Annotated in this window: 16 protein-coding genes; 5 read left to right on the forward strand and 11 right to left on the reverse strand. The window is 71.9% G+C overall.

Annotated features, from left to right (window positions below; translation table 11 throughout):
* Positions 1-11: 11 nt before the first annotated feature.
* Positions 12-1,559, forward strand: coding sequence for an amino acid permease (locus tag ABTX78_RS03925; protein WP_352205222.1), 1,548 nt, complete (start codon positions 12-14; stop codon positions 1,557-1,559).
* A gap of 137 nt (positions 1,560-1,696) precedes the next feature.
* Positions 1,697-3,196: an ArnT family glycosyltransferase gene (locus ABTX78_RS03930; RefSeq protein WP_352205223.1), complete on the forward strand. Its 1,500-nt coding sequence runs from the start codon at positions 1,697-1,699 to the stop codon at positions 3,194-3,196.
* Here the strand turns inward: ABTX78_RS03930 and ABTX78_RS03935 are convergent.
* The 6 genes from ABTX78_RS03935 to ABTX78_RS03960 form a co-directional block, all read right to left on the reverse strand.
* Positions 3,172-3,558 (reverse strand): PIN domain-containing protein, encoded by a 387-nt coding sequence (locus tag ABTX78_RS03935; RefSeq protein ID WP_352205224.1) that lies wholly within the window; start codon positions 3,556-3,558, stop codon positions 3,172-3,174. The genes ABTX78_RS03930 and ABTX78_RS03935 overlap by 25 nt on opposite strands.
* A 66-nt stretch (positions 3,559-3,624) precedes the next feature.
* Positions 3,625-5,751 (reverse strand): 3-hydroxyacyl-CoA dehydrogenase NAD-binding domain-containing protein, encoded by a 2,127-nt coding sequence (locus ABTX78_RS03940; protein WP_352205225.1) that lies wholly within the window; start codon positions 5,749-5,751, stop codon positions 3,625-3,627.
* On the reverse strand, positions 5,748-6,968 hold the full coding sequence (locus ABTX78_RS03945) for a thiolase family protein (RefSeq protein ID WP_352205226.1): 1,221 nt from the start codon (positions 6,966-6,968) through the stop codon (positions 5,748-5,750). The genes ABTX78_RS03940 and ABTX78_RS03945 overlap by 4 nt, the downstream gene beginning before the upstream one ends.
* 985 nt (positions 6,969-7,953) lie before the next feature.
* A complete protein-coding gene (locus ABTX78_RS03950) occupies positions 7,954-9,243 on the reverse strand; it encodes an HRDC domain-containing protein (protein ID WP_352205227.1) in 1,290 nt (429 codons plus the stop codon).
* 77 nt (positions 9,244-9,320) lie between these two features.
* Positions 9,321-9,983, reverse strand: a complete 663-nt coding sequence (locus ABTX78_RS03955; protein WP_313943533.1) for a helix-turn-helix transcriptional regulator — start codon at positions 9,981-9,983, stop codon at positions 9,321-9,323.
* Positions 9,984-10,260: 277 nt separating this feature from the next.
* On the reverse strand, positions 10,261-10,941 hold the full coding sequence (locus ABTX78_RS03960; RefSeq protein ID WP_352205228.1) for a DUF3000 domain-containing protein: 681 nt from the start codon (positions 10,939-10,941) through the stop codon (positions 10,261-10,263).
* 92 nt (positions 10,942-11,033) lie between these two features.
* Here ABTX78_RS03960 and hemE point away from each other — a divergent pair, with 92 nt between their 5' ends.
* Positions 11,034-12,098, forward strand: coding sequence for a uroporphyrinogen decarboxylase (gene hemE, locus ABTX78_RS03965; RefSeq protein WP_352205229.1), 1,065 nt, complete (start codon positions 11,034-11,036; stop codon positions 12,096-12,098).
* Between the two features lie 54 nt (positions 12,099-12,152).
* On the opposite strand, the gene ABTX78_RS03970 is transcribed toward hemE, so the two are convergent.
* A complete protein-coding gene (locus ABTX78_RS03970; protein WP_352205230.1) occupies positions 12,153-13,529 on the reverse strand; it encodes an FAD-dependent oxidoreductase in 1,377 nt (458 codons plus the stop codon).
* Between the two features lie 27 nt (positions 13,530-13,556).
* A complete protein-coding gene (locus tag ABTX78_RS03975; RefSeq protein ID WP_352205231.1) occupies positions 13,557-14,522 on the reverse strand; it encodes a DUF4349 domain-containing protein in 966 nt (321 codons plus the stop codon).
* A gap of 127 nt (positions 14,523-14,649) precedes the next feature.
* Here ABTX78_RS03975 and hemG point away from each other — a divergent pair, with 127 nt between their 5' ends.
* A complete protein-coding gene (gene hemG, locus ABTX78_RS03980; RefSeq protein WP_352205232.1) occupies positions 14,650-16,089 on the forward strand; it encodes a protoporphyrinogen oxidase in 1,440 nt (479 codons plus the stop codon).
* Positions 16,090-16,093: 4 nt separating this feature from the next.
* The gene (gene hemQ / locus ABTX78_RS03985; RefSeq protein ID WP_352205233.1) at positions 16,094-16,813 is read left to right on the forward strand and encodes a hydrogen peroxide-dependent heme synthase; all 720 of its coding nucleotides are present in this window, start codon (positions 16,094-16,096) and stop codon (positions 16,811-16,813) included.
* Between the two features lie 62 nt (positions 16,814-16,875).
* Here the strand turns inward: hemQ and ABTX78_RS03990 are convergent, their stop codons facing one another.
* From ABTX78_RS03990 to ABTX78_RS04000, 3 genes are all read right to left on the reverse strand, one after another.
* A complete protein-coding gene (locus tag ABTX78_RS03990; protein WP_352205234.1) occupies positions 16,876-18,477 on the reverse strand; it encodes an alpha/beta hydrolase in 1,602 nt (533 codons plus the stop codon).
* Positions 18,478-18,575: 98 nt separating this feature from the next.
* On the reverse strand, positions 18,576-19,361 hold the full coding sequence (locus tag ABTX78_RS03995; protein ID WP_352205496.1) for a TIGR04222 domain-containing membrane protein: 786 nt from the start codon (positions 19,359-19,361) through the stop codon (positions 18,576-18,578).
* Positions 19,362-19,505: 144 nt separating this feature from the next.
* On the reverse strand, positions 19,506-20,486 hold the full coding sequence (locus tag ABTX78_RS04000) for a TIGR04222 domain-containing membrane protein (RefSeq protein ID WP_352205235.1): 981 nt from the start codon (positions 20,484-20,486) through the stop codon (positions 19,506-19,508).
* Positions 20,487-20,490 lie beyond the last annotated feature (4 nt).

Genomic DNA, 20,490 nt, shown 5'->3' on the forward strand with positions numbered 1-20,490 from the left:
GGAGGTGCACGGTGAGCACACAGACAGACCCTGCGGGCGGCCCAGCAGGCAGGAGGGGCGTCTTCCGGACCAAGACGGTCGAGCAGTCGATCCGCGACACCGAGGAGCCCGAGCACGCGCTGAAGAAGTCCCTCTCCGCCTGGGACCTGACCGTCTTCGGCGTCGGCGTCATCATCGGCACGGGCATCTTCGTCCTCACGGGTATCGCGGCCAAGGAGAACGCCGGGCCCGCGACCGCCCTGTCCTTCGTCGTCGCCGGCGTCGTCTGCGCACTCGCGGCGCTCTGCTACGCGGAGTTCGCCTCCACCGTGCCGGTGGCAGGTTCCGCGTACACGTTCTCCTACGCCTCCATCGGCGAACTGCCGGCCTGGATCATCGGTTGGGACCTGGTCCTGGAGTTCGCGCTCGGCACCGCCGTGGTGGCGGTCGGCTGGTCCGGGTACGCGCGGAACCTCCTGGACACCAATCTCGGCTGGCAGATGCCTTCCGCGTTGTCGGGGCCCGACGCGGGAGGGCACTTCGACCTGCTGGCCTTCCTGCTCATCCTGGCGCTGACCGCCGTCCTGGTCATCGGCATGAAACTGTCCGCCCGGATCACCGCGATCGTCGTCGCGATCAAGGTCACCGTGGTTCTGCTGGTCATCGTCGCGGGCCTGTTCTTCATCAAGGCGGACAACTACACCCCGTTCATCCCCCCGGCCCAGGCGCAGGAGACGGGCAGCGGTCTCACGGCGCCGCTGGTGCAGGTGCTGTTCGGCTACGCGCCCACCAACTTCGGCGTCATGGGCATCTTCACCGCGGCGTCCATCGTCTTCTTCGCCTTCATCGGGTTCGACGTCGTCGCCACCGCGGCGGAGGAGACCAGGAACCCCCAGCGGGACATGCCCCGCGGCATCCTGGGCTCGCTGCTCATCTGCACCGTGCTCTACGTGGCCGTGACGCTCGTCGTCACCGGTATGCAGAACTACAAAGAGATGTCGGCGACCGCGCCGCTCGCCGACGCCTTCAAGTCCGTCGATCAGCCATTCTTCGCCGGTGCCATCAGCCTCGGCGCGGTCGTGGGCCTCATCACCGTCTGCATGATCCTCCTCCTGGGCCAGACCCGGGTGTTCTTCGCGATGAGCCGTGACGGGCTGCTGCCGCGCTTCTTCTCCGTGACCCACCCGAAGTTCCGGACCCCCCACCGGGCGACCATCGTGCTCGGCTGCGTCATCGCCGTCATCGCGGGCTTCACCAGCCTCGAGGCGCTCGCGGCCCTGGTGAACATCGGCACGCTCTTCGCCTTCGTGATCGTGGCCCTCGGCGTCATCGTCCTCCGCCGCAGCCGCCCCGACCTGCACCGCGCCTTCCGCACCCCGTGGGTGCCGGCGCTCCCCATCATCTCCATTCTGGCGTCGCTCTGGCTGATGCTGAACCTGCCGACCGAGACCTGGCTGCGGTTCGGCGTCTGGATGGCCATCGGCGTGGTCGTGTACTTCCTCTACGGCCGCGGACACAGCCGGTTGCAGACGCGAGCCGGGCGCGGCAGGTCCCTGTCGGGTGACGGCAACCCTAAGTAGCCCGGCGGCCGTACCCCCGCTCAGCGGTGGTAACAGCTACACCATTCGCACCGGCCCCGTATGTCCTGCTCCGGCGGGACCTGCGGGGCCGGATACTGTGCGTTTCCGGGCCTCCACCCTGACCCGGAAAGGCACTCATGCCGGCGGAGCCGCCATCCTCGCTACGCCGCGTCCCCGCGCGGTCCCTGCCCCGGCAGCGCCGCTGGGTACCGGCCCCCGTGCGCCGTCTCCACTACTGGCGGCGGTTGCTCCCGGCGCTCGGCCTGCTCGCGCTCGTCACCCGCATCCCCTCCTTCGGGCACCGGGTGTGGAGCCCCGACGAGGGCTATCTCGCCGTCCAGGCCCGGATACTGGCGGACGGCGGAGCGCTGTACGAGACCGTCGTCGACCGCAAGCCGCCCCTGCTGCCGCTGCTCTACGAGATGTTGTTCGCGCTGTTCGGCGACGAGTCGCTGCGCTCGGTGAAGGTCTTCGCGGTCCTCGCCCAGCTCGTCACCGCCGCACTGCTCGCCAGCATCGCCCGCCGCCGCTGGGGCGACCGCGCCGGGCGCACCGCGGGCGTGCTGTATCTGCTGGTGTCCATCGGCCTGAACCCGGAGGACGCCCAGGCCGCCACCTTCGAGGTCTTCATACTGCCGTTCACGGCCGCGGCCGTCCGGTACGCCGACCGCGGCCGCTGGGCCGCCGCGGGCGTCGCGGTCGCGGGGGCGTTCCTCACCAAGCAGACCGGCGGAGCCGTCCTCGGCCCGGTCCTGTGGCTGCTCTGGCAGACCGCTCCGGCGCCGCGGAGCGCCCTGCTGCGTACGGCCCTGGGATTCGCCCTCCCGGTCCTGACCGCCGCGCTGCTCACCGACCCGTCCGGCTTTCTGTTCTGGACGGTCACCGGATCAGGGGCGTACGCCTCGTTCACCGGCTCCGAACTGCACGTCCTGTCCCGGGCCGTGGCCAACACGGCGCTGCTCGGGGTCGCCTGCGCGGGACTGGTCCCGCCGGTCGTGCGTGTGCTGCGCAGTGCGCGCACGGGCGTGGGCGACCTCTGGCTGTGGCTGGCGTCCTCGGCTGTCGCCGTGCTGCTGGGTTTCCACTTCTTCGGGCACTACTACCTGCAACTCATTCCGCCGCTGGCCCTGTTGGCGACGGGCGCGCTGCAGATCCTGCCGCGCCACCGGCTGGCGTCCGCGCTGCTGTGGTCGGCGTGCGGCTGCGCCCTGTTCCTCGTCTGGGGGACGCTGGCGCCGCGTCCGGAGCTGGCCCACGCCCAGCGCCTCGCGACGGCCGTACAGGCCCGTACAGGCCCCGCCGAGCGCGTTCTCGTGTGGGGGATGCACCCGGAGACGTACTGGCTCGCCGACCGGCCGCCCGCCAGCCGCTTTCTGACGGCCGGACTGCTCACCAACTACAGCGGCGGCCGCAACGGCCCCCAGGTGGGCGAGAAGTACGGCGTGGACGGCGCCTGGCCCACGTTCGCCGACGAGATGCGCGCCCACCCGCCGGCGCTGATCGTCGACGACTCCCGGGGCAAACCGTTCGCCCCCGAACGCGTCCCGACCCTGCGCAGGCTCCTGGAACGGCACTACGAACCGCTCCCCGACGAGATCGACGGTGCGGTGCTCTACGTCCGCTCATCCGGCGGCTGAAGGGCCCGGGGACCCATCGTGCGGGCGCCGAGTGCCTCGACGCGCCGCCGCAGTTCCCGGTCGGCCGTGACGACCACGACGTCCCGGCCGGCATCAGCCTCGGCGACCAGCTCCACGATCCGGTCGTCACCGCTGCCGGGCGCGGAGACGACCCGCACCGCGGGGATGCTCTCCACACCACGCGCGGCCCCCTCCGCGACGAGCACCACGTCGAGGGGGCCGGGAAGCTCGGGCAGCCCGGCGGCGGCGACCTGCGGCAGCCGGTCGCGCAGTCGCTCCACGGCGCCGCGCCGGTCCCGCCACCAGCCGTCCGGCACGGATCCGATGACGTTGGCCGCATCGACGATCAGCAGGGGTTCCATGCAACCAGCGTGACATGCGAAGGCCCCGGCACCAGTCGGGTGCCGGGGCCTCGGTCAGCGGTAGGACTACGCGGGGACGCTCGCGACGCCCTGCGCCAGGAACGGCTTGCCGTTCACCCGCTGGGAGACACCCTCACGGTCCAGGTACGGCGTGATGCCGCCCAGGTGGAAGGGCCAGCCGGCGCCGGTGATCAGGCAGAGGTCGATGTCCTGGGCCTCGGCCACGACACCCTCGTCCAGCATCAGACCGATCTCCTGCGCCACCGCGTCGAGAACGCGGTCGCGGACCTGCTCCTCGGTGAGGACGGAGTCGCCCTGCTGGAGGAGTGCGGCGACCTCGGGGTCCAGCTCCGGCTTGCCGGAATCGTGGACGTAGAAGCCGCGCTTGCCGGCCTTGACCACCGCGGCCAGGTTCGCCGAGACCGTGAAGCGGTCCGGGAAAGCCCGGTTGAGGGTCTCGGACACGTGCAGACCGATCGCCGGGCCGACGAGCTCCAGCAGGACCAGCGGCGACATCGGAAGTCCGAGCGGCTCGATCGCCTTCTCGGCGGTGGCGACCGGGGTGCCCTCGTCGATGACGTTCTGGATCTCGCCCATGAAGCGGGTCAGGATGCGGTTCACGACGAACGCGGGGGCGTCCTTCGTCAGCACCGCGGTCTTCTTCAGCTTCTTCGCCACACCGAACGCGGTGGCGAGCGAGGCGTCGTCCGTCTGCTCGCCGCGGACGATCTCCAGCAGCGGCAGGACCGCGACCGGGTTGAAGAAGTGGAAGCCGACGACGCGCTCCGGGTGCCGGAGCTTCGACGCCATCTCGGTGACGGACAGCGAGGAGGTGTTGGTGGCGAAGATCGCGTGGGCGGGGGCGACGGCCTCCACCTCGGCGAACACCTGCTGCTTGACGCCGATCTCCTCGAAGACGGCCTCGATGACGAAGTCGGCGTCGGAGAAGCCCTCCGCCTTGTCCAGCACACCGGAGACCAGGGCCTTCAGGCGGTTGGCCTTGTCCTGGTTGACGCGGCCCTTGCTCAGCAGCTTGTCGATCTCGGCGTGGACGTAGCCCACACCCTTGTCGACGCGCTCCTGGTCGATGTCGGTCAGGACGACCGGCACCTCGAGGCGGCGCAGGAACAACAGCGCCAGCTGGGAGGCCATCAGACCCGCGCCCACGATGCCGACCTTGGTGACCGGGCGCGCCAGGCTCTTGTCCGGGGCGCCGGCGGGACGCTTGGCCCGCTTCTGCACCAGGTTGAAGGCGTAGATGCCGCTGCGCAGTTCGCCGCCCATGATGAGGTCGGCCAGCGCGGTGTCCTCGGCGTCGAAGCCCGCCTGGAGGTCGCCGTCCTTGGCGGCGGCGATGATGTCCAGGGCGCGGTAGGCGGCCGGGGCGGCGCCGTGCACCTTGGAGTCGGCGATGGCACGGCCACGGGCGACGGCCTGGTCCCAGGCGTCACCGCGGTCGATCTCCGCCCGCTCGACGACGATCTCGCCCTTGAGGACGGACGCCGTCCACAGCAGCGACTGCTCCAGGAAGTCGGCGCCCTCGAAGATCGCGTCGGCGATGCCGAGCTCGAAGACCTGCGCGCCCTTGAGCTGCTTGTTCTGGTTGAGCGAGTTCTCGATGATGACCGAGACCGCGCGCTCCGGGCCGATCAGGTTCGGCAGCAGCGCGCAGCCGCCCCAGCCGGGGACGAGACCGAGGAAGACCTCGGGCAGCGAGAAGGCGGGGATGGCCTGCGAGACGGTGCGGTACGAGCAGTGCAGACCGACCTCGACACCGCCGCCCATCGCCGCGCCGTTGTAGTAGGCGAAGGTCGGCACGGCGAGGTGGGAGAGCCGCTTGAAGACGTCGTGGCCGCCCTTGCCGATGGCGAGCGCGTCGGAGTGCTCCTTGAGCAGCTCCACACCCTTGAGGTCGGCGCCGACGGCGAAGATGAACGGCTTGCCGGTGATGCCGACGCCGGTGATCGAACCCTCCGACGCCTCCTTCTCGACCTGGTCGATCGCGGCGTCGAGATTCGCGAGCGACTGCGGGCCGAAGGTGGTCGGCTTGGTGTGGTCCAGGCCGTTGTCGAGCGTGATCAGCGCGAACCGGCCCGCGCCGGGCAGGTCGAGGTGGCGTACGTGCGCCTGCGTGACGACCTCGTCCGGGAACAGCTCGGCCGCGCCCTTCAGGAGTTCCGTGGTGGTGCTCACTTGGTGCCTCCGTCGAAGTGCGGGTTCTCCCAGATGACCGTCGCGCCCATGCCGAAGCCGACGCACATCGTGGTGAGGCCGTAGCGGACCTCGGGCTGCTCCTCGAACTGGCGGGCCAGCTGCGTCATCAGACGGACGCCGGAGGAGGCCAGCGGGTGACCGAACGCGATCGCGCCGCCGTACTGGTTGACGCGCGCGTCGTCGTCGGCGATGCCGTAGTGGTCGAGGAAGGCGAGCACCTGGACGGCGAAGGCCTCGTTGACCTCGAAGAGGTTGATGTCCTCGATCGACAGGCCCGCCTTGGCCAGCGCCTTCTCGGTGGCCGGGATCGGGCCGTAGCCCATCACCTCGGGCTCTACGCCGGCGAAGGCGTACGAGACGAGACGCATCTTGACCGGCAGGTTGTTCTCGCGCGCGAACTCCTCGGACGCGATGAGCGAGGCGGTGGCGCCGTCGTTGAGACCGGCGGCGTTGCCCGCGGTGACGCGGCCGTGCACACGGAAGGGGGTCTTCAGACCCGCGAGGCTCTCCAGCGTCGTGCCGGGGCGCATCGGCTCGTCCTGCGTGACCAGGCCCCAGCCGGTCTCGCCGGCCTCGGGGTTGGTGCGGCGGACCGAGATCGGCACCAGGTCCTGCTGGATCTTGCCGTTCGCGTACGCCTTCGCCGCCTTCTCCTGCGAGCGCACGGCGTACTCGTCGGCGCGCTGCTTGGTGATGTGCGGGTAGCGGTCGTGCAGGTTCTCCGCGGTCATGCCCATGAAGAGGGCGGACTCGTCGACGAGCTTCTCGCTCACGAACCGCGGGTTCGGGTCGACGCCCTCGCCCATGGGGTGGCGGCCCATGTGCTCGACACCGCCGGCGACGGCGATGTCGTAGGCACCGAAGGCCACGCCGCCCGCGACAGAGGTGACGGCGGTCAGGGCGCCGGCACACATGCGGTCGATCGAGTAGCCGGGCACGGACTGCGGCAGGCCCGCGAGGATGCCAGCGGTCCGGCCGATGGTCAGGCCCTGGTCACCGATCTGCGTGGTCGCGGCGATCGCCACCTCGTCGATCTTCGTGGGGTCGAGGTCCGGGTTGCGGCGCAGCAGCTCCCGGATCGCCTTCACGACGAGATCGTCGGCCCGGGTCTCGTGGTAAATGCCCTTCGGGCCCGCCTTGCCGAACGGGGTGCGGACGCCGTCGACGAAGACGACGTCCCTGACGGTACGAGGCACGATGGCTCTCCTCCAGGGTGCGGGGTGGCACTGCTGCGGGGCGCGCTGAGCGCGCGCTTTCCTCCGGCCATGCTACTTGTGGGTAACCAAGCTGCCCACCCCAAGGGACGGGAGCGGCGAACGTCACACCGGGTGAGGCGCTTCAGCCGTTCCGCCGTTCGGACGCGTGGGCGCTCTGCGGGCGGTACGTCCAGCCCGTCCGGCGGGGGAGTACACGCCCGCCGGGGTGGAGCCACCGGTATGCGGGTTGCTGCGGGTTCTGCTCCGGCGCGGCGTGCCTCGACAGCCGGCGGGGCGGGGGCCGTGCCGGCGTGTGAGGACACGCCCGCGGGGGGTGCCGGGCCAACGGCGTGCGGGTTCTCGCGTCGTCCCGCGCCGGCTTCGCGCTCGATCGGCGGCGGGATGTGGGCCCGTGGGTTCGCCACTGGCGTGGAGGCCCGCACGGGTGAGGTGGCCGGGACGTCAAGCCCGTCGTCCGGCGGGGGCAGGTCGGCCCGCAGGGCGGGCCGCCGGTGTGTGGGTTCTGGCGGGGCTTGGCCCCGGGGTCCGCGCCTCGATCACGGGCGGGGGCCGACCGTCCAGCCCATCCGACGGGGGACAGGCAGGTCGGCAGGGCGTGCCTCTGGGGTGCGGGTTCTGGGGGCTTGGCCCCCGGGCCCGCGCCCCGGTCACCGGGCGGGGCCGGCCGTCCAGCCCGCCCCGCAGGAGCGCCGCGCCACCGGGGTGCAGGTACCGGCGGGGCTGCGTCCCCGAGGCCCGCGCCTCGGTCACCGGGCGGGGCCGACGGTCCAGCCCGTCCGGCGGGGGATAGCCAGCAGTGCGTGCCGCTCTTGTGCGGGTTCTGGGGGGCTTGGCCCCGGGCCCGCGCCTCGGCCACCAGACGGAGCCGACCGTCCAGCCCGCCCCGCAGGAGCGCCGCGCCACCGGCGTGCGGGTTGTTGCCGGTTCCGCCCGGGGCCCCGTGCCGTGCGGGGCCCCCGGTGCGTCAGGTCGTCGCGGTTGCCGTCAGTGCGCGCGTCAGCAGCGGCGCGACCTGTTCGATCTGCCACGGCCGCGCCCCGTACGACGCCAGTGCCTGCGCCACCGCCTCGACCGACGGCTGCGCCGGCGGCTCCCAGCACACCCGTCGGACCGTGTCGGGAGTGATCAGGTTCTCCTGCGGCAGGTTCAGCTCCTCCGAGAGCGCGGAGACGGCCGCCCGCGCCGCCGTCAGACGTGCGGCGGCGGCCGGGTCCTTGTCGGCCCAGGACCGCGGCGGCGGCGGGCCGTTGAGCTGCTGGCCCGGCTGCGGCAGCTCGGCGTCGGGCAGTGCCTTCGCCCGGTCGACCGCCGCCTGCCACTGTTCCAGCTGCCGCCGGCCCATGCGGTGCCCGAACCCGGGCAGCGCGGTCAGTGCCTGCACATTCGCCGGGAGGGCTAGTGCCGCCTCGACGATCGCGCCGTCGCCCAGCACCTTTCCCGGTGACACGTCCCGACGCTGGGCCACCCGGTCCCGGGTCGTCCACAGCTCCCGTACGACGGCCATCTGACGCCGCCGGCGCACCTTGTGCATGCCCGACGTCCGACGCCAGGGGTCCTTGCGCGGGGGTGCGGGCGGCGCCGAGGCGATGGCCTCGAACTCCTGGTGGGCCCACTCCAGCTTGCCCTGCCGGTCCAGCTCCTTCTCCAGCGAGTCGCGCAGATCGATCAGCAGCTCGACGTCGAGCGCGGCGTAGCGCAGCCACGGCTCGGGGAGCGGGCGGGTCGACCAGTCGACGGCGGAGTGTCCCTTCTCCAGTGCGTAACCGAGGACGGACTCCACCATCGCGCCGAGCCCTACCCGGGGGAACCCGGCGAGCCGTCCGGCCAGCTCGGTGTCGAAGAGCCGGGTGGGGAGCATGCCTATTTCACGCAGGCACGGCAGGTCCTGTGTCGCGGCGTGCAGGATCCACTCCGTACCGGACAGCGCCTCGCCCAGACCGGACAGGTCGGGGCAGCCGACCGGATCGATCAGCGCGCTGCCCGCGCCCTCGCGGCGCAGCTGCACGAGATAGGCGCGCTGGCCGTAGCGGTAGCCGGACGCGCGCTCCGCGTCGACGGCGACCGGGCCGGTGCCGGCGGCGAACGCGGCGATCACTTCGGCCAGCGCATCGGCGTCGGCGACTACCGGAGGAATCCCCTCGCGGGGCTCCAGCAAGGGGATCGGTTCTTCTTCGGCTGCGACGCCGTCGTCCGGGGGAGCGCCCCCGGCGGTTCGCAGTGCGGTCTCTGCTGCGGTCTCTTGGGCGTCGGTCACGTGTCAAGGGTATCTGTGAACGGACAGCGCCCGTCGACGGAACGTTCCGTCGACGGGCGCGAAGAAATGTGGAGCGATCAGTGAATGATGCCGGTGCGCAGGGCGACGGCGACCATCCCGGCACGGTCGCCCGTGCCGAGCTTGCGGGCGATGCGGGCGAGGTGGCTCTTGACGGTGAGCGCGGACAGGCCCATCGAGACGCCGATGGCCTTGTTCGACTGGCCTTCGGCGACGAGCCGGAGCACCTCGACCTCACGGCCGGAGAGCTCGCGGTAGCCGCCCGGGTGGCTCGGGGCACCCGGGGGGCGGCGGTGCAGTCGGCCGGCTCCGGCGCCGATGGGTGCCGCGCCGGGACGGGTGGGGTGACCGATGTTCGTACGGGTACCGGTGACGACGTATCCCTTGACGCCGCCGGCGAGCGCGTTGCGCACCGCGCCGATGTCGTCGGCGGCGGACAGGGCCAGACCGTTCGGCCAGCCGGCCGCCCGGGTCTCGGACAGGAGGGTCAGCCCGGAACCGTCGGGCAGATGGACGTCGGCAACGCAGATGTCGCGCGGGTTGCCGACGCGGGGACGGGCCTCCGCGATGGACGACGCCTCGATCACGTCACGTACTCCGAGGGCCCACAGGTGGCGGGTGACGGTGGAGCGGACGCGCGGGTCGGCTACGACGACCATGGCCGTCGGCTTGTTCGGGCGGTAGGCGACCAGGCTTGCGGGCTGCTCGAGAAGAACGGACACCAGGCCTCCTGGGGAAGGTGCGGGACGGGACCGGCTCGGGGAAGCCGGGGCGAAACCGTGCAGTTAGGTCACTGATCTCTTCGGCACCGAACGCGGCCGCCTTTAGAGAATGATCACGATTTAGTGAGTAACAATTGGGGCAATTCGGACGGGTGATCGATCATCCTACGAGCGAACTCATCAGGCCGTTCGTGCGAGGTCGGGTGGGGAGAGCGGTACGGGCTCAGCACGAAGGACGGCCCGCGCACAGTGTCGCGGGCCGTACCGGGGTGAACGTTCACCGATGCTGCGGGCCCCGCCGCTGGGGGAGGGAGACCACGCCCGTCACCGCGTCCGCCGGACCGGCCGGCGTCGGCGGCAGTCCCGCGATCTGACAGAGCAGATCACACCAGGCAGTGAGGTGTCCGCCCGAGTCCGGCACCCCGCCGTGACCCTCGCGCGGTGTCCAGGACGCACGGATCTCGATCTGCGTAGCGGGCCGCCGGTCGGAGAGTCCACCGAAATAGTGAGACCCCGCGCGGGTGACGGTGCCGCTCGGCTCACCGTACGAAAGTCCGCGCGCTTCCAGCGCGCCCGTCAGCCACGACCAGCACACCTCCGGAAGCAGCGGGTCGGCGGCCATCTCCGGTTCGAGCTCCGCCCGCACCAGCGTCACCATCCGGAACGTGCCCTGCCAGGCATCGTGGCCGGCCGGGTCGTGGAGCAGCACAAGACGTCCGTCGGCGAGATCGTCCTCGCCGTCGACCACCGCCGCCTCCAGCGCGTAGGCATGCGGGGCGAGCCGCTGTGGCGGCCGGGCCGGATCCACCTCGATCTCGGGGCGCAGCCGTGCGGCCCGCAGCGCGTCGACCGCCTGCGAGAACGCGCGGGGGACGGCGTTCCCCTCCGCGCTGTCCGTCGCATCAGCGTCGTTGGAATGATCCGGATGATCAGAAAACTGTCCCTGAGCCGCAGCCATGCGGGGAAGAGTAGGCGGAACGGGGGCTCGGCGCAGGGAGGGACACCCGGGCCGGGGCAGCCACTTCAGGCGTCCGTGCGAAGATTTGGGGCGTGAGCGCCAACGAATGCCCCTCGGGCCAGCAGCCGAAGACGTACGACTCCGCCTTCCTCAAGGCGTGCAGGCGCGAGCCGGTGCCGCACACGCCCGTCTGGTTCATGCGGCAGGCGGGCCGCTCACTGCCCGAGTACCTGAAGGTCCGCGAGGGCGTCCCGATGCTCGAGTCCTGTATGCGTCCCGAGCTCGTCACCGAGATCACGCTGCAGCCCGTGCGCCGCCACAAGGTCGACGCCGCGATCTACTTCAGCGACATCGTCGTCCCGCTCAAGGCGATCGGCGTCGACCTCGACATCAAGCCCGGCGTCGGGCCCGTCGTCGCCGATCCGATCCGCACCCGGGCCGACCTCGACCAGCTGCGCGACCTCACGCCCGAGGACGTCTGGTACGTCACCGAGGCGATGGGAATGCTCACCCAGGAGCTCGGCTCCACCCCGCTCATCGGTTTCGCCGGTGCGCCCTTCACCCTTGCGAGCTATCTCGTCGAGGGCGGTCCCTCGCGCAACCACGAACACACCAAGGCGCTGATGTACGGCGACCCGCAGCTGTGGGCGGATCTGCTGGACCGGCTCGCGGAGATCACGTCCGCGTTCCTCAGGGTGCAGATCGAGGCGGGCGCCAGTGCGGTGCAGCTGTTCGACTCGTGGGTGGGCGCGCTCGCTCCCGCGGACTACCGGCGCTCGGTGATGCCCGCGTCGGCGAAGGTCTTCGACGCGGTCGCCTCCTACGGCGTGCCCCGCATCCACTTCGGTGTGGGCACGGGCGAACTGCTCGGCCTCATGGGCGAGGCCGGCGCCGATGTCGTGGGTGTCGACTGGCGCGTCCCGATGAACGAGGCCGCGCGCCGCGTCAGCCCCGGCAAGGCGCTCCAGGGCAATCTCGATCCGGCGGTGCTCTTCTCCACCCGCGAGGCGGTGGAGGCGAAGACCCGCGAGGTGCTGGACGCGGCGTCGGACCTCGAGGGCCACATCTTCAACCTGGGCCACGGGGTGCTCCCGACGACCGACCCGGACGCCCTGACCCGGCTCGTGGAGTTCGTCCACGAGCGGACCGTTCGCTAGTTCTCGCCGCCGTGACCGGGCCCGTGGCCCGGTCACGGCAGGGTCCGGCCCGGCTCAGCCCGCCTTGCGGACCGCTGTCACTGCCTTGCGGGCCGCGACCAGGACCGGGTCCCAGACCGGTGAGAACGGCGGCGCGTAGCCCAGGTCCAGGGCGGTCATCTGCTCCACCGTCATCCCGGCCGTCAGCGCCACCGCCGCGATGTCGACCCGCTTGCCCGCGCCTTCCCGGCCCACGATCTGGGTGCCCAGCAGCCGGCCCGTGCGGCGCTCGGCGAGGATCTTCACCGTCATGGGCGCCGCGTCCGGGTAGTAGCCCGCCCGGCTCGTCGACTCGATCGTCGCGGTGACGTACTGGAGTCCGACCTCGGCCGCGTCCTTCTCGCGCAGACCGGTCCGCGCGATCTCCAGCTCGCACACCTTGCTGACCGCCGTACCGACGACGCCCGGGAACGTCCCGTACCCGCCTCCGATGTTCGCCCCGATGATCTGGCCGTGCTTGTTGGCGTGCGTGCCCAGCGGGATGTGCCGCTCGCGGCCCGAGACGAGGTCGAGCACCTCGACGCAGTCGCCGCCCGACCAGATGTTGTCGTGACCGCGGACCCGCATGGCCAGATCGGTGAGCAGCCCGCCGTACGCACCGAGCGGCAGCCCCGCGGCCCCGGCGAGTGCCGTCTCCGGCCGCACACCGATGCCGAGGACCACCACGTCCGCCGGGTACTCCTTGTCCTCCGTGGCCACCGCGCGGACCCGGCCGTCCTCACCGGTGAGCACCTTGGTGACCTCGGCCCCGTTCACCGTCGTGATGCCCATGTTGTCCATCGCGGTGTGGACCAGCCGGCCCATGTCCGGGTCGAGGGTGATCATCGGCTGCTCACCGCGGTTGAGGACGGTCACCTCGAAGCCGCGCTTCAGCATCGCCTCGGCCATCTCCACGCCGATGTACCCCGCACCGACCACCACCGCGTGGCGGCCCTCGGTGCCGGCGAGCGTGTCCAGCAGCTGCTGGCCGTCGTCCAGGTTCTGCACGCCGTGCACCCCGGGCGCGTCGATACCCGGCAGCGGGGGACGGACGGGGCGCGCGCCGGTCGCGATCACCAGCTTGTCGTAGCCCGTCCAGGCCACCTCGCCGCTCTCCAGGTCACGCGAGCGCACCCGGCTCCCGGCGACATCGATCTCCGTGACCTCGGTGCGCATGCGCAGATCGATGGAGCGCTCGCGGTGCTCCTCGGGCGTACGGGCGATCAGCCGGTCCCGTTCGCGTACGTCACCGCCCACCCAGTAGGGGATCCCACAGGCCGAGAACGAGCTGAAGTGGCCGCGCTCGAACGCGACGATCTCCAGTTCCTCCGGGCCCTTGAGCCTGCGTGCCTGCGATGCGGCGGACATGCCCGCCGCATCGGCCCCGACGATGACCAGTCGCTCTGTTGCCATGGGAACACGCTACGGGGGAGCGGCCGTTCAGTCCTGGCCAGGGCCGCGCACCGGGCCGGATCCCGTGCCATCCGCGTTGCCGTCGCCCGGCCACGGCAGATGCGCGGGCGCCGCCGCCTCGGTGGCCGCGCGCCGCGGCAGCCGCGGCCGTACCCCCCAGCGCCAGAGCGCGTACAGCAGCACGAGTACCGCGGCGAACGGGACCACCGCGCCGATCACGACGCCCGCCCAGCGGCCCGTGGCCACCAGCGCGTCCCAGCCGCCGCCGAGCGCGTCCACGAAGCCCGGGTCGTCGTCGTGCCGCTCCTCCTTCTTCCTCTCCTTCTCGGAGAGGGAGAGGGTGATCGTCGCCAGCGTGGTGCGGTCCTTGAGCGCGGCCTGCTGCGCGAGCAGCGATTCCAGATCCGCCTGACGGCTGCTCAGCTGCCCTTCGAGCGCGACGATGTCGCCGAGCCTGGTCGCCCGGTCCATCAGTGCCCGCACCCTGGCCACGCTCGCCCGCTGGGTGGCGATCCGGCTCTCCACGTCCACGACCTGGTCGGTGACGTCCTTGGCGTCCGCCTTGCGGGACAGCAGCCTGCCCGTGCCCGCCAGTGCCGACAGCACCTCGTCGTACTTCTCCTGCGGCACACGCAGGACGACCCGTGAGGCCACCTGCGTGTCGTCGATCCGCTCCGTCGACTCGTCCGCGACATGACCCCCGGCCGTCTCGACGGCGCTGCGGGCCGAGGCCAGCGCCTTCTGCGCGTCCGCGACCTCCACCTCCAGCGTCGCGGTACGGATGATGTGCGCCGGTGCGAGGGTGACCGGCTTCTTCGGCGCGGCGTGCTGAGCGTCGGGCTCCGCCCTGTCCGCGGCGGAACCCGCCGCCCCCTCCTGCCTGGCGGGTTTCGCCGCGCTCTCCCCCTTGTCGTCGCTCGCCCCGCCACTGCATCCGGCGACGGCGAGTGAAGCGGTGAGCATCAGTGCCGCGAACGTACGTCGAGCCCGCATGTCGGCCCCCCCAGGGACATCGGTGAGTGTCACCGGTTCGACGGCGGGCCCGCGGCAAGGGTTGCCGTCCTGCGGTCCCGAAGCGGTCACGGTCGGGACTCGGAACGGCGTTTGAGAGAGTGGGGACATGGAGTCTTCTGCGCACACGGGCGCCCCCACCGGCCATGTCGTCGTCGTGGGCGGCGGCATCGCCGGCCTCGCGGCCGCCCACCGGCTCGTCACCGCCGGAGTGCGGGTGACGCTGCTGGAGGCGACCGACCGGCTGGGCGGCAAACTGCAGACCGGCGAGATCGAAGGGCTTGCCGTCGACCTCGGCGCCGAGTCGATGCTCGCCCGCCGCCCGGAGGCCGTCGACCTGGCCCGCGCCGTGGGGCTCGGCGACCGGCTCCAGCCGCCCGCCACGGCCACCGCCTCCGTGTGGACGCGCGGCGCGCTGCGCCCGATGCCCAAGGGGCACGTCATGGGCGTGCCGGGCTCCGCCGAGGCCCTCACCGGACTCCTCTCCGCGGAGGGCATCGCCCGGATCGAGCAGGAGCGCGACCTCGCCCCCGTCGAACTCGGTGACGATGTCGCCGTCGGCGCCTACGTCGCCGACCGTCTCGGCCGCGAGGTCGTCGACCGCCTGGTGGAGCCCCTCCTCGGCGGGGTGTACGCGGGCGACGCCTACCGGATCTCGATGCGCGCCGCCGTCCCCCAGCTCTTCGAGGCGGCCAGGACCCATGACTTGCTGCTGGAGGGCGTGGCGGAGATCCAGCGCCGGGCGCGGGAAAGGCCGCAGAGCGGGCCCGTCTTCATGGGCGTCGCGGGCGGTGTCGGCCTGCTGCCGGGGGCCGTCGCCGACGCGGTGCGCGCCGCCGGCGGCGAGATCCTCACCGAGACCCCCGTCGTGGGCCTGAGCCGCGAGGCCGAGGGGTGGCGGATCCGCACCGACCGCGGGGTGTTCGCCGCCGACGCGGTGGTGCTCGCCACCCCCGCCTGGTCGGCCTCGGCCCTGCTCTCCGCCGAGTCGCCCGAAGCCTCCGCCGAACTCGGCCGGATCGAGTACGCCTCCATGGCCCTGGTGACCCTCGCCTTCCGGCGGGCGGACCTGACGGGCCTGCCCAACGGCAGCGGCTTCCTGGTCCCGCCGGTCGACGACCGCACCATCAAGGCCTCCACCTTCTCCAGCAACAAGTGGGGCTGGGTCGGCGAGAGCTCGTCGGACCTGTTCGTCCTGCGCACCTCCATCGGCCGGTACGGCGAGGAGGAGCATCTGCACCGCGAGGACGCCGACCTCGTCGGGGCGTCCCTGGACGACCTCGGCGAGGCGACCGGGATCGCGGCCCGCCCCGTGGCCACCGAGGTGACCCGCTGGATCGGCGGGCTGCCGCAGTACCCGGTGGGCCACCTGACCCGTGTCGCCCGCATCCGCGACGAGGTCGCCAAGCTTCCCGGCCTGCGGATCTGCGGGGCCGCGTACGACGGTGTCGGCATCCCCGCCTGCATCGCCGACGGCCGGCGCGCCGCGGAGGAGATCATCGCCACGCCCACCCTGGCGCGAGGCACGGGTCGGCAGGCGGGAGAATAGCCTCATGAGTGCGCCCGAAAAGATCCCGAACGCAGGCAAGAAGGCCAAGGATTTCAACGAGGTCATCCGGTACACGCTGTGGTCCGTCTTCAAGCTGCGCGATGTGCTCCCCGGCGATGCCGACCGGTCCGCGTACGCGGACGAGGTGCAGGAGCTGTTCGACCAGCTCGCCGCCAAGGACGTCACCGTGCGCGGCACGTACGACCTGTCCGGACTGCGTGCCGACGCCGACCTCATGATCTGGTGGCACGCCGAGACCGCGGACGAGCTCCAGGACGCGTACAACCTCTTCCGGCGCACCCGCCTCGGCCGGGCGCTGGAGCCGGTCTGGTCGAACATGGCGCTGCACCGCCCCGCCGAGTTCAACAAGTCGCACATCCCGGCCTTCCTGGCCGACGAGACGCCGCGCGACTACGTCAGCGTCTACCCCTTCGTGCGCTCCTACGACTGGTACCTGCTGCCCGACGAGGACCGCCGCCGGATGCTCGCCGACCACGGCAAGATGGCCCGCGGCTACCCGGACGTGCGCGCCAACACCGTGGCGTCGTTCTCGCTCGGCGACTACGAGTGGCTGCTCGCCTTCGAGGCGGACGAGCTGTACCGCATCGTCGACCTGATGCGTCATCTGCGCGCCTCCGAGGCGCGGATGCACGTCCGCGAAGAGGTCCCGTTCTACACCGGCCGCCGCAAGTCGGTCGGCGACCTGGTGGCGGGCCTCGCCTGAGGCTCGCCACACCATGAAGGCCGGGCCCGCATCCGCGGACCCGGCCTCGGCGACCCGGAAGATCAGACGGCGTGCGGCAGCTTCGGCTGCGCGGCGCGCCGCTCCAGCGACACCGGGTCAGGCTCCGGGTGCGGCGCGCACGAGGCGCGCCGCACCGGTGTCTCACCGCGGAGCAGGTAGTTCTCCAGGTGGGCGTTGACGCACTCGTTGCTGCCGCCCCCGATGCCGTGCGTCCCGGAGTCCTCCTCCGTGATCAGCACCGAACCCTTCAGCCGCTGCGCCAGCTCGCGCGCCCCTTCGTACGGCGTCGCCGCGTCCCTCTCGGCCGCCAGGATCAGCGTCGGCGGCAGTGCCCCGCGCTTCGTACGGACCTCCAGAGGCTCCTGCCGGGGCGCCGTCCAGAATGCGCACGGCAGGTTCATGAAGGCGTTGTCCCAGGTCTCGAACGGCGCCCTGCGGGCGAGTGCGGTGTTGTCGCGGTCCCAGACCTCCCACTCGGTGGGCCACGGGGCGTCGTTGCACTCGACGGCGGTGTAGACGGCGTTGGCGTTCTCCGAGTCCCCGGCGTACTCCGGCCGCGGGGCTGCCTGCGCGATCAGCGGCTTCTCGTTGCCCTTCAGATACTCCGAGAGCGCGGTCGCCCGCGCCACCCAGACGTCGTCGTAGTACCCGGTGCCGAGGAACGCGGCGTGCAGTTGGCCCGGGCCGACCTTGCCACCCGCCGGCTTCGTGGCGAGACGGTCGCGCGCCTTCTCGTAGCTGCGCATGACCTGCTCCGGCGTTCTGCCGAGATGGAACGTCCCGTCGTGCCGCGCGGCCCAGGCGCGGAAGTCCGACCAGCGGCTCTCGAACGCCAGTGACTGGTCGAGGTTGTTGCGGTACCAGATCTGGTCGGTGTCCGGGTTCACCGCCGAGTCGAAGACCATGCGGCGTACGTGCGAGGGGAAGAGGGTCGCGTACAGCGCGCCGAAGTACGTGCCGTAGCTGGCGCCCATGAAGGTCAGCCGCGGCTGGCCGAGCGCCGCCCGCAGTACGTCGAGGTCGCGGGCGTTGTTGAGCGAGGTGTAGTGACGCAGCGCGGGACCGGCCTTGCGCGCACAGCCCTCCGCGTACGCCTTCGCCTGCGCGATCCGCTCGGTCTTGTACGCGGGGGAGGGGTGCATCGGTGACGGCGTCGGAGCCTTGCCGAAGTCGGCCGGGTCCTCGCAGGACAGCGGCGCCGAACGGCCCACTCCGCGCGGGGCGTAGCCCACGATGTCGTACGCCCGCGCGATCCGCTTCCACTCCGGGAGCTGGGCCGCCATCGGGAAGTACATGCTGGAGGCGCCGGGGCCGCCCGGGTTGTAGACGAAGGCCCCTTGGTACTCGGTCGCCTCACCGCTCGCCTTCACACGGCTGACGGTCAGGGTGATCTGACGGCCCGACGGGTCCGCGTAGTCCAGCGGAACCTTGACCGTGCCGCAGCTGACGGACGAGGGCAGCCCTTCGACCTTGGGACAGGTGCCGAACACGATGCCCGCGTCGGCGGCCCGCTTCGCGGCGACAGCCGTCCCCTCCATCTCGGCGTCGAGGGTGGTGGTACCGCCGGCCGGGGCGACGGCCAGTGCGGTGATGACCAAGGAGCCGAGGCTGCTCACGGCCCCGTACTTCGTCACTGCTCTCATCGCGTTCCCTTCGTACGGACGGCGGCTGTGCGGCCGTGGAAAGGGAGATCCTTCGCGGAGCAGATAGTCATGTAAAGAACCTGAATGGGGTGTCGGCCTCAATGACCCATAAGGGGTGAACCACTCGTGGGGCCGACGCTGAGAGCGGCCCGCAGCGACGGGTCGTCGACCGCCCCGACGCCGTGCACCGCCACCGCGGTCAGGAACGCCCGCTCGCTGCCGTCGGCGGTGCCGACGAGGCTGCCCAGCAGACGCCGGCCGTCGGGTGAGGCCCACCGGGTGTAGGGATGCACCTCGATCCGCGCGATCGCCAGAGCGCCGAGCGTGAGGGGCAGCGGCAGCGCGAACCAGACGATCACGGGCCCGCCGCCGCCCTGCTCCTGAGGGACCATCAGCACCGACAGAGCCGCCAGCGCCGCGGTGAGCATGGTCGCGCCGCGCACCTGACGGACGGCGGACGCCACCTGCGTCCTGTCTCTGTCCGGGACGGTGAGGCCCGCGTGGACCAGACGGTCGGCGAGGGTGCGCACCGCGTCGGCGGCGGACGCGGCGGCCCGTACCGCCGCTGTCCGCGCCTGACCCGCGGGGCCGATGGCGCCGAGCACCGAACGTTCCAGATCGTCCTCGCCGTCCGGGTCCACGACGGTGGCCCAGCCCGTGTGCGCCAGCAGCAGTCTGCGCCGGCGGTGCATGGAGACGAGGGTGAGCTCGGTGACCCGCTGCGGTCCGCCGGCCAGGAAGGCCGCCTCGTAGAGCGTCAACTCCCGCTGTGCGCCGAGCGGTGCGCTGGGCGGGCGAGCCGTGTCCACCGCCGCGAGACGCAGGCGGGCGCAGCTGAGTCCCGCCGCTGACCAGGCCAGGAACAAGAACAGGAGCGAGAGCATGGGCGTGTTGTACGCGAGATGTCCCTCGCGGGGCCACATCTCGTCCACGATCCGGACACGACATCGGGGGCCGGTGACGGCGCGGCGGGCACGGGAACCCGCGCGGCGGGCACGAATCCGCGTGACACGGCCGCGGGGAACCCGTCAGGAACTGCCGCCGCCCCCACAGCTCGAACCGCCGGACGAGCCGCCGCAGCTCGACCCTCCGGACGAACCGCCGGACGAGCCGCCGCAACCGGACCCTCCCGACGAACCGCCGCACCCCGAGCCGCAACTGCTGCCGCAGCCTCCTCCGCCGCCCGGACTCGCCGCCGCACACCACACGACCGCGGTGGTGGTCGCGAACGCGGCCGAACGCTCCTGCCGGGACACGGGAGTCCGGGCCGCGGTCCTCAGCTGTGCTTGGAGGAAGGGGTCCGTCACCCCGCGCAGGCCGTACAGGGCGACGAGATGGGCGGGGGAGTGCAGATGCGCGAACTGCGTCCCGAAGGAGCGCAGGGCGTCCTGGCCGGCAGAACTGATGCGGCGGCGCGAGCGGTTGGCCGCCGTGAAGCCGATCCCGATGCCCACGAACAGGGCCGGCAGCACCAGCACGATGAAGGGGATCCCGGAGTCGTCGGGGCCGGAGGGCATGAAGGTCAGGACCGTGACGACGAACGCGAACGGAAAGCCCATCACGCACACGAACCCCTGGCAGAGGCCCCAGACCGTCAGCGCTCGGTTCGCCCCTGGCGGGAGCATCAGCCCGCGTGCGGCGAGAGCGTCACCGATCTCCTGCACCGCGGGGTTGCGCATCACCGAGCGGCGCAGGGTGTGCAGCGCACCCGTGGGCGATGCGGCCAGTTCGTCGAACACGGCCCGTTCCACGAGGTCCCGGGCGACCGGGCGCTGGGCGACGACGATGCCCGGACCGCCGATGGCCAGCCGCCCGTCCGCGTGCAGGACGGCGAGCGCCGCGTCCACGACCCGCGCCGGGCCGCCGCCGAGGAAGGCGGCCTCGTACACGTCGTGGATCTGTGCCCGGACGCCGGGGCCGGGGCCGCGGTGCGACCTGGACACCCGGACCAGCAGCGCGGTGGACGAGACGGCCACGGCGAGGTGGACGAGGATCGCGAGAACCGTCACGGCT

The sequence above is a fragment of the Streptomyces sp. NPDC096193 genome, assembly GCF_040302905.1.
Lineage (GTDB): Bacteria > Actinomycetota > Actinomycetes > Streptomycetales > Streptomycetaceae > Streptomyces.